The sequence below is a fragment of the Chelativorans salis genome, from assembly GCF_025336525.1.
Lineage (GTDB): Bacteria > Pseudomonadota > Alphaproteobacteria > Rhizobiales > Rhizobiaceae > Chelativorans > Chelativorans salis.
In genome coordinates this window covers 811514-823973 of the sequence record NZ_JAOCZP010000001.1, presented here as the reverse complement: position 1 = coordinate 823973, position 12460 = coordinate 811514, and the positions used below count along the sequence as shown (strand labels likewise).

Sequence of the window (12460 nt, the reverse complement as noted above, 5' to 3'; positions counted from 1 at the left end):
AACTCGGCGGATTCCACGCGCGTTTCCACGTCTCCTCCCACGGCGGGCTCTTCACCAGCACTCTATCATGAAATTCGACGGGCAGCATCCCGATTGGACCAGGTGCCGGCCCGCCGCCTTTGCGCCCCGTGGGGCGAACAGAAGACAGGATCAGGAGGAATGGAGATGAATCCGCGTTACGCATACCGCGTCTGTCTGCCGGCGCTTTGCGGCGCTGCGACACTGGGCGCGGCTCTCACCCTGTCGGCACTGCCATCATCGGCCGACGAAGGGCACCACATGACGGTATCTGCAGACCAGGTGGAGTGGAAATCCGGCCCACCCACCTTGCCGGCAGGCGCCGAATTTGCGGTGCTGCACGGTAATCCCGCGGAAGAAGGCCAGTTCGTGCTGCGGCTGAAGTTCCCGGCAAACTACAAGATACCGCCGCACATGCATCCGAAAGAGGAGCATGTGACGGTGATTTCCGGCGCCTTCGGCATGGGGACCGGAAAGGAGTTTGACCAGGAATCGGCATCGCTGCTCGAACCGGGCAGTTTCGTTCGCATCCCCGTCGGCATGGCGCATTTCGCTTGGACGGATCGTGAGACGGTTGTCCAGCTCAATAGCATCGGCCCGTTCGGGGTGGAATATGTGAACCCCGAGGACGACCCCCGCACGAACTAGGTCTATTATGCAAAGCTTACATGAGGCCGCCATCACTGGCGACCTCATGGCGATGCCCGGTTCACCAGCGCAATGGGTTTCTCAACCGACAAGGAGTAGCTCGTGTCACTTCAAGCAACAACACGAACGACGGCCGGCCGCGGCCGCCTCTTCGACAGCATTCTCGATACCGTAGGCGACACGCCCACGATCCGGATCAATAAACTCGGCGTGGACCATGCGACCATCTATGTGAAGGCTGAATTCTTCAATCCGGCCTCGTCCGTGAAGGACCGGCTGGCACTCAACATCATTGAGGAGGCCGAGCGCACCGGCGCTTTGAAGCCGGGGCAGACTGTCGTCGAGGCAACCAGCGGCAATACCGGCATAGGCCTTGCCATGGTCTGCGCGCAGAAGGGCTACCCGCTCGTCGTCACCATGGCCGATAGCTTCTCCGTCGAGCGCCGCAAGCTCATGCGCATGCTGGGGGCCAAGGTCGTGTTGACGCCGCGCGCCGAAAAGGGCTTCGGCATGTACAGGAAGGCCGTTGAACTGGCGGAGGCCAATGGCTGGTTCCTCGCCCGCCAGTTCGAGACGGAGGCGAATGCCGACATCCACGAGGCGACCACGGCGCGCGAGATCATCAACGACTTTGCCGGGTCCCGGCTCGACTGGTTCGTGACCGGCTACGGCACGGGCGGCACCGTCGCCGGCGTCGGACGCGTGCTGCGCCGGGAGCGGCCTGAAACAAAGATCGTACTTAGCGAACCGGCCAACGCTCAGCTCATCGGCAGCGGCCATGCCCAGGAGCGGGGGCCGGACGGCGCACCAGCTGTCAGCCATCCTGCCTTCGAACCGCACCCGATCCAGGGATGGACCCCGGATTTCATCCCCTACGTGCTCCAGGAGGCGATCGACTCGCGCTTTTATGATGAAGTGATACCGATCGCAGGCGCCGAGGGCATCAAGTGGGCCAAGGCGCTGGCCCAGAAGGAAGGTATCTTCACCGGTATCTCCGGCGGTTCCACCTTTGCCGCGGCAAGGCAGATTGCAGAGCAGGCTCCTGCGGGCTCTGTCATTTTGTGCATATTGCCGGACACCGGGGAGCGCTATCTGACCACGCCCCTCTTCGAGACGATCGAAGCGGAAATGGACGAAGAGGAACTTGCTCTATCCCGCTCCACGCCGGGCTTTCAATTCGCCGCCTGACGGCGAGAGGAGGCTGCGGTGAACGACGTAGAGAACGCCCCGAAGGTGGCGGAGGAATCGCTTGATCCGAGCGATTGGAGCAATATCCAGGCACTCTCACATCGCATCATCGACGATTCCATCGCTTATCTGCGCGATGTCGGGAGACGTCCCGTATGGCAGGAGATGCCTCAGGAAGTGAGGAACTTCTTCGAGGCTCCCCTCCCCAGATCGCCTGCGCCGCTGGCTGAAGTCTACGGTGAGGTTGCGGAGAAGGTGATGCCCTATCCAATGGGCAACATCCATCCGCGCTTCTGGTCCTGGTACATGGGTTCAGGCAACTTCACCGGGGCGCTGGCGGATTTCCTGGCGGCTATACAGGGGTCCAATCTGGGCGGCGGCAACCATGCCGCGGCTCTCCTGGACGGCCAGGTGGTGAACTGGTGCAAGCAGATGATGGGCTTGCCGGCTTCGGCCAGCGGCACTCTTGTCAGCGGCGGCTCTATAGCCAACCTCATAGGGCTGACGGTGGCACGGAACGTCAAGGCTGGCGTCGACGTGCGGGAAGCCGGTGTCGCCGCCATCGACAAGCCGCTGCGCTTCTATGGCTCGGACCAGATACACAGCTGCCATCGCAAGGCCATGGAGGCACTCGGGCTGGGAAATCGGGCCTTGCGGCGCATCCCGACGGACCGCGACCTACGGATCGAGATTCCGGCGCTCCGTGCGGCGATCGCCGAGGATCGCGCTGCCGGATTTCGGCCGGCGTGCGTGATCGCGACGGCCGGGACGGTAAACACGGGCGCCATCGACGATCTTCCAGCGCTGGCACGGCTGGTGGCGGAGGAGAATCTCTGGTTCCATGTCGACGGCTGCATTGGTGCACTTATCGCTATCGCGCCGAAGAATGCGCATCGCGTTGCCGGCATTGAACTCGCAGATTCCGTCGCACTTGATCCCCACAAATGGCTGCACGCGCCTTTCGAGGTCGGCTGCGTATTGCTGCGAGACGCCTCCGCGCATAGGGGCGCCTTTGCAGTCACGCCCGAGTTCCTGGAATCGACGCCGCGCGGCCTGGCCTCAGGCCTCTGGCTGCACGAATTTGGCCTGCAGACTACGCGCGGCTTCCGGGCGCTGAAGGTATGGATGGCGCTCAAAGAGCACGGGGTGGAGACGTTCGGCCGACTGATCGACCAGAACATCGCCCAAGCCGCCTTTCTCAGTGATTTGATTGAGAACGAGCCTCTCCTAGAGCTCGTCGCGCCGACCAACATCAACATCGTGTGCTTTCGCTTTCGCTCCGAGGGGATGGGTAGCGGCGAGCTGAAGGCGCTCAATCTGGAGATCATGTTGCGCCTGCAGGAACAGGGTACGGCAGCGCTCTCTGACACGACGGTGCGCGGTGAACATTGCCTGAGGGTCGCCATCAACAACCATCGCACCCGAGGCGGTGATCTCAGGCTCCTCGTCCGCGAGTGTGTCCGCCTCGGCCGCCACATCTCCGGCATCGCGGTCGCGTGATCTCGACCGCCTACCCTATGCCAGATGTCCGGCAGCCTGAGAATGGCCATTGAAAAAGACGCAGGCGTTCTCGATGTGTGGGGCAAAGCGCTCCGCCACCATCTCCGCATGGGTGATCGGCCCCATATGGCCGGCCTCCGGCAAGTCGATCCGGACGGCCGCGGGAATGCGACGGGCGAGGTAGTCGGCTATGAGCTGTACGGAGCGAGGCGATCGGCCTCCGCGCATGATCATTACGGGGAATGGGAAGTCTGCATAGACGGTGCTCAGTATATTTTCCTCGGCCAGCGCCGCAAATTCGAGTGGCGCTTTTGGCAGGTAGGCAAGGATTTCGGCGCGGATCGCCGCCTTCATGGCGCGCCAGCTTCCAAGCCCGTTCCAATAGTCGATGAAACATCGGGCACCGGCTTCGGGCACGGCGTCATCGAGCGCTTTGCGAATCCTACCGGCCACATCCATAATCTCGGCATAGGCTTCGCGTCCCTCGACCCCGATCTCGTTCAAGAGATGGAAGGCCGAGGGCTCGTAGAGCGTCAGGCTGGCAATCCGCTCGGGGCGCCTTGTGGCGGGATGCAGCGCCACGCCGCCTCCATAGGAATGGCCCACCAGGTGGATAGGCCCCTCATGCCGATAAGCGATGCAGCCTCATGCAAGAGGGCGAAAGGCGCACCCGCCGCCCAATGACCGACGCTTCTCGTGCCAATCATATCGGGAGCGCTGAAGGTGAAGCCGGCTCCCAAGCGTTGGCGCAGCGCCTGCCATTGTCCACCCACGCTGCCGGAGCAGTGGAGCGCAAGCACGCGCCGGTCTGAGATGACCGCTTGATAGTAGGCGGAAAACTGAAGGACGTTCATCGCTCATCCCTCGCATCAGCCGCGCTGGCGCCGGGTCGTGTCGTCTGGCCCGAGCCGCAATACCGACGCGATTTCCGACTGCGTAAGGCCGATGTCGTGCAGGATATGGTCCGGTAACGATTCCAGATCCCGGATGGTCCTGCGCAGGCGCAATTGACGCCGTATATGGCGGAAGCTGGATGCGAGGAAGCTCACACCACGGGAGAAGGCCACAGGGGGCCTCAATACGGTTGCTTTGTACATGCATGTCTCCGAGGTTCTCCGGCGCTCCCAAAGGCAATTCATCACGACGCTCCGCGTCAGCGGACGCGGAGCGGTTGCGTGCGGTGCGCCATTAGATGATGGGTGGTAGCTGGGCGTATGACCGTGTCGCGATCGAAACCGACTTTACAGCTGCGCCCTCAGCAGCCCCGGAGGTGCCGGGGCTGCTTGCTTCCGGAATCCGCTGCCGCCGGTCAGCGGGCGATCTGGAAGCGCGGAGCAGGCAGATCGTCCTCGTCGCTGGGGCCGAAGCCCTGGGCGGCGGAGAACTTAACCGTGCGCCCGGTTCCCTCCGACAGATTCATTGCCGCACCGGTGGCATAGCCGTAGGACTCGCGGGTGTTTGTGACTCCGGAGGTTACGGCGGACCGGTCAACGGACTCCCCGACCTGGAAGCGTGGGATCGGCTGATCATTTTCGTCGCTCGGCCCGAAGCCCCAAGCGGCGTCGAAGGCAGCCGCATTACCGACGCTAAGCACTGCAAAGATGGAGGAAAGAATGATGGTCTTGTACATGGTAGCCTCTGATGTTGGTTGGTTCAGTGAGGATTTCACTGATAGGGGCCGGGCGTAGGAACCAACGTGGATGGAAGCGTGTAATCGTGCGTTGAATCTGCTGTTAGGGTGTTTCTCTCGCAAGGCGGCGGGCGCCGCCGCCAGTCCCAACACGCGCAAAAGCTACCAAAAATGGCGGCCACCAACCTCTTTTGGTCGCTCAAGTCAGTCATCAATTTCGAGGGGGCGGGCTGCTAAAGTACTAGCTTCCGGAAGTGCTGAACCGGGCTAGAACTGTTTGCCGCTCACTTCCAAAACTGTTCCTGTTGGGAAGAAATGATGACTTCCGGCAGTCGGTTCAAATTGGTACATTTGAAGACTGATTGGGGGTTGCCGTGTCGCTTGAAATTCGCGTCCTCGGAGACCTGACCGTCCTTCGCAACGACGAAGCTTGCCCGCTGCCGCCGTCCAAGAAAACGCGCGCACTTCTTGCCTATCTGGCGCTGACAGACCGGCCGCAGCGGCGCGAACGGCTGTGCGAGATGTTCTGGGAGATCCCGGACGATCCGCGCGGTGCACTACGCTGGAGCTTGTCGAAGATCAGGCACATTGTGGACACCGGCGACAGTGGCATTCTAGAAGCCGACCGCAATGTCGTGCACTTGAACAAGGACGGATTCCTGCTCGACATCGCGCCGCTCAGAGGATTTGCGAGCGGTGACATCGAGGCGCTCGACACCAATGTACTGGAGACGTTGGCTGGCGCTTTTCGTGGGCGGTTCCTCGACAACCTGTCACTGCCGCGCTGCCCGGAGTTCGAAGCCTGGAGGACGGCGATCGGCGACGAACTCGACGTGACCCGGCTTCGCATCTTGCGCGTGCTCATCGATCGCCTCGCCGAGGAGCCGGTGCGGGCACTGCCGCATGCGCATGATCTGCAGGCGCTTCAATCCGAAGACGATGGCCTTCGCGACGAGATTCGCAGGCTAGGCGAAGCGGCTCGGCATCTGGCGGTGGTCCAGAGCCGGCGGGGGGAGATTGATGCAGAATCGGTTCGGGGCGACGCGGCAAAGGTAGAGGAGCCAAAGCGGCAGGGAACGCTGGTACGGGCGCCACTGGCGCAGGAAATCCGCAGATGTGCGACGCCCGATGGAGTTCAGCTTGCCTATGCGTTGAGCGGTGAAGGCCCGCCTTTGGTGAGGGCTTCACATTGGATGTCGCACCTGGAACGCGACTGGGACAGCCCGGTGTGGAAGCATTGGATGGAGGGTTTCTCGGCGCATTTCCGCTTCGTGCGCTATGATCAGCGTGGAAACGGGCTGTCGGATCGTGATCCAGCCGATCTATCGTTCGAGGCGATGATCGCCGACCTCGAAAGCATCATAGATGCCGCCGGGCTACGCCGTTTCTTCCTGCTCGGCATCTCCCAGGGCTGTGCTCTATCCGTCGCATATACCGCGCGCCATCCCGAGCGGGTGGCCGGAATGGTACTCTATGGCGGCTATATGCAGGGATGGCGCAAACGCGGCGACCCGCGCGAGATTGCGCGTCGCGAAGCAATGGGTGCGCTGATCCGCGAGGGATGGGGACAGGACGATCCCGTCTTTCGCCAAATGTTTACGTCCATGTTCATTCCCGAGGCCACGACGGAGCAGAAGGACTGGTACAACGAGCTGCAGCGCGTCACGGTTTCTCCCGAAGCGGCATACCGGATGTTCCAGGAGACTGCCGACATTGACGTAAGCGACCTGCTGCCGCGGATCCGCGCGCCGGCGCTTGTCATGCATGCGAACCGCGATGTCGTCATTCCTTTCGAGCACGGGAAAGCGATGGCGGCCAAGATCCCCGGCGCGCGCTTCCTTGCCCTGGACAGCGCGAATCATGTCTTGCTCGCGCAGGAGCCTGCCTTCGCCGTCTTCCTAGAGGAGACCCGCCGCTTCCTGGCTGATCCCGAAGAAACACAGAAGCTGGCGATGCCGCAGGCCCGGCTGGGTGTCGATCGGTCCCGCCAGCACGTCACCATACTGGCAGCGGAAGTTGTCAGCCCTCAGTACATCTTCGAGACGGCCGATCCGGAAACGGTGGTCGGCGAGCTTCAGCCCGTCTACGACCGGCTGGTCCAAGTGATCGAGGACCATGGCGGCGTTGTGACGGCAAGTATAGAGGGCTCCGTCACGGCGGCTTTTGGGCTGGCGCGAGCGACGGAAGACCATGCCTTCCTCGCTTGCCGCGCCGCCCTTGCGGCGAAGCTTTCCGTGGAGGAGTTGTCGCAGGGCCGTGCGCGCCTGAGGGCGGGGATCGACAGTGGAGAGGTTATCGTTCGGCAGCACCGGGGCGCCGAAGGCAGCCGGGTGGAATTGAACGGGGCGGCCCCGCGAGCTGCCAACCGGCTAATGCGGGCGCTGCACAGGGAAATTGTCGCGGCGACCGCCCGAGCGCGCGCGGCGGCCGGCGGCTATGTCCAGATGCAGCGCATGCGGCATTCGGAGCACCCGCAGCTTGGAAGGGACGAGCGCACGTACGAACTCATCAGCGAAAACCATGCCCTCTCCCGCTGGCATCTCAGGGCCAACCGCGGACTGACAGGGCTCGTTGCGCGCGACGCCGAGCTCAAGAGCCTGATTGCGGTGTGGCGCCGCGTTCGTGAGGGGTACGGACAGGTGGTCGGCATCGTCGCCGACCCCGGCCTCGGTAAATCCCGCCTCGCGCATGAATTCCTGGCTATCGATGAAGTGGCGGGCTTTGCCGTTCTGGAGAGCGGTGGGCTCGAGTTCGATTCGACTGTCTCCCTCGGCGTCGCCAAAAAACTGCTGCTTTCGGCCTGCGGCATCCGCAGCGAGGACACATTATCGGAAGCGCGCGATCGGTTCCTGCGCAAGCATGCGGAACTCAGGCTTGATTCCCATCACATCCCGCCGCTTTCCTTCCTGGCCGATCTGCCTCTCGAAGACGGGGTTTGGCAGCAGATCGATGCACGGGAGCGGACTGCGCGGGTCTGCGAGGCAATGAGCGCGTTCCTGGTTGCGATGAGCAGGCAATCACCGGTGGCCCTGCTGGTGGAAGACCTCCACTGGATAGACAATGAGAGCGAGGCTGTCCTGAACCGGCTCGTCGACACGATCGGCGCCAACCGTATCATGCTGATCGCCACCTACCGGCCCCATTATCGGCACAACTGGAGCCGTCGCGGCTATTTCCAGCAGATCCGGCTGGAGCGGTTCGTTCGCGAAGAGATGGAGCAGCTACTCAGCGAACTGCTGGGTTCCGATCCCAGCCTGCGGGAGTTGCGCGCCCTCCTTGCCGAACGCGCGGAGGGAACGCCGCTTTTCCTGGAAGAGATGGTGCGGGCGCTGGTTGCCAGCGGCGCTCTCACCGGTCCGCCGGGGCATTTCCAGGCGAGGAGCGCCGTAAGGGATGTGGTCGTCCCGTCAACGGTCCAGTCGGTGATTGCCGCGCGCATTCAGCAGCTCGGAGAGGTTGAGCGGCAAGTCCTGCAGATTGCGGCCGTGATTGGACGGAATGTGCCGTATCCTCTGTTGCGGCTCTTGTCGCCGGAAACCGAGCTGGATTCGGCTCTGGTCAAGCTGCAGGATCTCGAGTTCCTCTTCGAGGTGCAAAGCTTTCCACATGTGGAATACACGTTCAAGCACGCACTGACACTGAATGTCGCTTATGATTCGTTGCTGACGGAGGATCGCAGAAAGCTGCACCAAAGCGTGCTGGTGGCCATGGAAAACCTCTATGCCGGCTCGCTCAACCACTACATCGAGCAGGTGGCAGAGCATGCGCTACGGGCCGAGCAGTGGGAAGCTGCCACGCGCTATCTTCTGCTTGCCGCGGGCAGAGCGGAGGAACGCTCCGCCTACGCCGCAGCCGCGCAGTTTCTCGAAAAAGCGCGAACAGCGGTGGCCGCACTGCCGCGAACGCAGGAGACACTTGCCCAAGCGATCGACCTGCGCGTGCGGATGCGGCCCGCCTACGGCGCCCTCGGAGCCTATCAGGAGGCGCTTCTGCCTTTGCTGGAAGCACGAGAACTGGCGATGGAACTGGGGGATTCGCAGCGCGTTTCAGACGTCCTCCTGCATCTGAGCTATCTGAACAGCTCCCACGGCCGATACGAGGCGGCGCTCGAACCAGCCGAAACGCTGAAGCGCCAAGCGCTTAAGGCTGGAGTAGAGCGCTGCATCTGCGAAGCCGATCTGGCCGCTTCGCAGGCACTTGTTCTACGCAGCGAGGCGCGGCAAGTGCTTCAACGGCTCGTCCCACACGAGGAATGCTTCATCAGAAGATGGCGCCATGAGCGTTTTGGTCAGATCGGCCTACGCTCGGTCTGGTATCTCGGGCACCGCGCGCAGGCAGAAGCGCGCCTCGGACTTTTTGAGCAAGCGGATCGAACGCTTGCGGAGCTCCGGCGAGTGGTCAGCGAGGTGGAACGGCCTGTCGATAGTTGCGCCGCCGTCTACTTCGCCGGTGTTGTCGGGGTTTTGCGCGGCCCCGACGCTACACTCATGGCGAGCCTGCGTGAAAGCGCTTCAGAATCCGACCCTTGCAGCCCGCTCCTGGTGCAGCGCTGGCTGCTCACGATCCTAGGCCACGCGGAGTTCATGATCGGTGAGTTGGAGTCCGCACACACCACGCTCGAGAAGGCGATCACCGAAGCCGAACGGATGGACCTGCCGCAGTTCGAATGCCACGCCAGGGCGGTGCTGGCCTGCGTGCGTGCGCGGCTGGGCGAACCGGAAGCTGCGGCAAATCTCGGGCATGTGCTCGAGTTTGCCCGGCAGCGTAGGGATCCATGGAGCGAGATCATGGTGCTGCGCGGGTTCGCGGAACTCAAGCCTTCGCGGTCCAGTTTGGCATGGCTGGAAGAAGCTTGTGCGCTTGCGAAGCAGCACGCGTTGCAGCCCGAGCTTGCACGATCGCTCCGTACCCTTGGTCTCGCACAGCGTCGGGCCAAACTCGGCACGGCCGAGGAAACTCTTGCTAAGGCCGAAAAGCTCTACGGCGACATGCAGCTACGCGATTCTCATGTCGAGATAGACGGTCGGTGGGCGTCAGGCGACATTGCCGGGGATCATACCTCCACAGCGTGGCGGTATAGTCCGGCATAGTTCACAATAGAGAAAGTTCCTTACCCTCGTGCCGATGATCTCGGCAATCGTGCCGTTGGGAGGCGGGCGCGGATCGCGCCGCGCCCGTGCCAGTCGCGTGGGAGAATGTCCTATTCTGCGTCCCGCTCAGTTCAGGCGAGGTCGAATCGGTCCGCGTTCATCACCTTGGTCCAGGCCTTCACGAAATCCTTCACGATCTTCTCTTGGCCGTCCGCGCAAGCATAGACCTCCGCAAACGCACGCAACTGCGAGTGCGAACCGAAGATCAGATCGACACGCGTGGCCCGCCATTTCAGTTCGTTCGTCTTGCGGTCGCGGCCCTCATATGTGCCGTCGGCGACGGGCTGCCACTGCGTGTCCATGGTCAGCAGGTTGACGAAGAAGTCGTTCGTCAGCTTCCCCACCTCACGGGTGAAGACACCGTGCTCGGCGCCGCCGGCATTCGCACCGAGGACACGCAGACCGCCGAGGAGAGCCGTCATCTCCGGCCCCGTCAGCCTCAGCAATTGCGCCCGGTCGACCAGCGCCTCCTCAGGCAGCATGAACTGCTTGCCGCTGAGATAATTGCGGAAGCCGTCGATCCGCGGTTCGAGCGCACGGAAGGAATCGATGTCCGTCTGCTCTTGGCTTGCGTCCATCCGCCCCGGCGTGAAGGACACCGTCACGTCGATGCCGGCGTCCTTCGCAGCCTTCTCGACCGCTGCCGAACCACCGAGAACAATCAGATCCGCGAGCGATACCTTCTTCTCGCCGGTCTGTGCGCCATTGAAATCCTTCTGTACGCCCTCCAGCGTCTCGAGCACCCTTGCCAGTTGAGCCGGATCGTTGACCTCCCAGTCCTTCTGAGGCGCGAGCCGGATGCGCGCGCCATTGGCGCCGCCGCGTTTGTCGGAGCGGCGGAAGGTCGAGGCTGAGGCCCATGCCGTTGAAACCAGTTCCGACACGGACAGTCCTGAGGCGAGGATCTTTGCTTTCAGGTCGGCGATGTCCTCGTGGCTCACCAGTTCATGGTCGATCTCCGGAATCGGGTCCTGCCAGATCAGCGTCTCCTTCGGCACGAGCGGGCCGAGGTAACGCACCTTCGGACCCATGTCGCGGTGCGTCAGTTTGAACCATGCGCGGGCAAAGGCATCGGCGAACTGATCCGGGTTTTCGTAGAAGCGCCGCGAGATCTTCTCGTATTCCGGGTCGAACCGCAGCGACAGGTCCGTGGTCAGCATGGTCGGCACATGCTTCCTCGACGGATCGTGGGCGTCCGGGACCGACGGTTCGGCATCCTTCGCCTTCCACTGCCAGGCGCCTGCCGGGCTCTTCGTCAGCTCCCACTCGTATTTGAACAGGTTGTCGAAGAAGTGGTTGCTCCACTTGGTCGGCGTCTGCGACCAAGTGACCTCCGGGCCGCCGGTGATGGTATCGGGCCCGAAGCCCGTGCCATGCCCGCTTTTCCAGCCGAGGCCCTGATCCTCGATGGCCGCACCCTCCGGATCCGGGCCGACCATCGATGGATCGCCCGCACCGTGGGTCTTGCCGAAGGTGTGGCCGCCGGCGATCAGCGCGACGGTCTCTTCGTCGTTCATGGCCATGCGGTAGAAGGTTTCGCGGATGTCGTGGGCGGCCGCGACCGGGTCGGGCTTGCCGTTCGGCCCTTCCGGATTGACGTAGATCAGCCCCATCTGCACGGCGGCCAGCGACTCGGAGAGCTGGCGCTCACCGCTGTAGCGTTCGTCGCCCAGCCACGTACCCTCGGGTCCCCAGTAGAGCTCTTCCGGCTCCCACACGTCTTTGCGTCCGCCGGCGAAGCCGAAAGTCTTGAAGCCCATCGATTCCAGCGCGACGTTGCCGGCCAGGATCATTAGGTCGGCCCAGGAGATCTTCCGGCCATATTTCTGCTTGATCGGCCAGAGCAGCCGGCGCGCCTTGTCGAGGTTCGCGTTGTCCGGCCAGGAGTTGAGGGGGGCAAACCGCTGCTGGCCAGCGCCGGCGCCGCCGCGACCGTCGGTGATGCGGTAGGTGCCCGCGCTATGCCAAGCCATGCGGATCATCAGCCCGCCGTAGTGGCCGAAGTCGGCCGGCCACCAATCCTGCGAACCCCTCATCAGGGCATGCAGGTCCGCAATCACGGCGTCAAGGTTCAGGTTTTTGAACTCCTCGGCGTAGTCGAAGCCCTCACCCATCGGATCGGACAGATCCGAATTCCGATGGAGGACGTCGAGGTCCAACTGCTCCGGCCACCAGTCACGGTTCCTGGGGCCGCGGGCGCCGCCGGTGAATGGGCACTTACCCGCATTTTCGTCAGTCTTCACTTCCATGTTTTCCTCCAATCGGCCGCTCGCTGCCTAGAATTATTCTAGAGTAAAGAAGCCAGATGATAATCGCCAATTGCGTT

General features: G+C 62.8%; 8 protein-coding genes and 1 pseudogene. 5 read left to right on the top strand and 4 right to left on the bottom strand.

The features are described 5' to 3' along the window. Nucleotides 1–165: 165 nt before the first annotated feature. The 4 genes and pseudogenes from N5A92_RS03910 (at nt 166) to N5A92_RS03900 (ending at nt 3354) form a co-directional block, all read left to right on the top strand. The gene (locus N5A92_RS03910; protein WP_260900541.1) at nt 166–666 is read left to right on the top strand and encodes a cupin domain-containing protein; all 501 of its coding nucleotides are present in this window, start codon (nt 166–168) and stop codon (nt 664–666) included. Nucleotides 667–768: 102 nt separating this feature from the next. After that, nucleotides 769–1731, top strand: a pseudogene (locus tag N5A92_RS03905) (PLP-dependent cysteine synthase family protein); the annotation flags it as partial. Then, a complete protein-coding gene (locus N5A92_RS27410; RefSeq protein ID WP_425248537.1) occupies nt 1614–1919 on the top strand; it encodes a 2Fe-2S iron-sulfur cluster binding domain-containing protein in 306 nt (101 codons plus the stop codon). The pseudogene N5A92_RS03905 and the gene N5A92_RS27410, both read left to right, overlap by 118 nt. Beyond that, complete coding sequence (locus N5A92_RS03900) at nt 1873–3354, top strand: pyridoxal phosphate-dependent decarboxylase family protein (protein ID WP_260900539.1); 1482 nt, start codon at nt 1873–1875, stop codon at nt 3352–3354. Before N5A92_RS27410 ends, N5A92_RS03900 begins: the two co-directional genes overlap by 47 nt. 15 nt (nt 3355–3369) lie before the next feature. Here N5A92_RS03900 and N5A92_RS03895 read toward each other — a convergent pair whose 3' ends face one another. From N5A92_RS03895 to N5A92_RS03885, 3 genes are all read right to left on the bottom strand, one after another. Continuing rightward, nucleotides 3370–3969 (bottom strand): alpha/beta fold hydrolase, encoded by a 600-nt coding sequence (locus N5A92_RS03895; protein WP_260900993.1) that lies wholly within the window; start codon nt 3967–3969, stop codon nt 3370–3372. A 254-nt stretch (nt 3970–4223) separates the two neighbouring features. After that, on the bottom strand, nt 4224–4451 hold the full coding sequence (locus tag N5A92_RS03890; RefSeq protein WP_260900538.1) for a DUF1127 domain-containing protein: 228 nt from the start codon (nt 4449–4451) through the stop codon (nt 4224–4226). 212 nt (nt 4452–4663) lie between these two features. Continuing rightward, nucleotides 4664–4984 carry a hypothetical protein gene (locus N5A92_RS03885; RefSeq protein WP_260900537.1) on the bottom strand — a complete coding sequence of 107 codons (321 nt, stop codon included), beginning with the start codon at nt 4982–4984 and terminating at the stop codon, nt 4664–4666. 374 nt (nt 4985–5358) lie between these two features. Between N5A92_RS03885 and N5A92_RS03880 the strand changes: the two genes are divergently transcribed. Further along, entirely contained in the window at nt 5359–10074 is a 4716-nt protein-coding gene (locus tag N5A92_RS03880) for an alpha/beta fold hydrolase (protein WP_260900536.1), read from the top strand. Nucleotides 10075–10205: 131 nt separating this feature from the next. Here N5A92_RS03880 and katG read toward each other — a convergent pair whose 3' ends face one another. Continuing rightward, on the bottom strand, nt 10206–12383 hold the full coding sequence (katG, locus tag N5A92_RS03875; RefSeq protein WP_260900535.1) for a catalase/peroxidase HPI: 2178 nt from the start codon (nt 12381–12383) through the stop codon (nt 10206–10208). Nucleotides 12384–12460 lie beyond the last annotated feature (77 nt).

Coding starts and splice junctions, on each gene's coding strand:
- N5A92_RS03910 (WP_260900541.1), top strand. CDS start 166: ATGAATCCGCGTTACGCATACCGCGTCTGTCTGCCGGCGCTTTGCGGC.
- N5A92_RS03890 (WP_260900538.1), bottom strand. CDS start 4,451: ATGTACAAAGCAACCGTATTGAGGCCCCCTGTGGCCTTCTCCCGTGGT.
- N5A92_RS03885 (WP_260900537.1), bottom strand. CDS start 4,984: ATGTACAAGACCATCATTCTTTCCTCCATCTTTGCAGTGCTTAGCGTC.
- katG (WP_260900535.1), bottom strand. CDS start 12,383: ATGGAAGTGAAGACTGACGAAAATGCGGGTAAGTGCCCATTCACCGGC.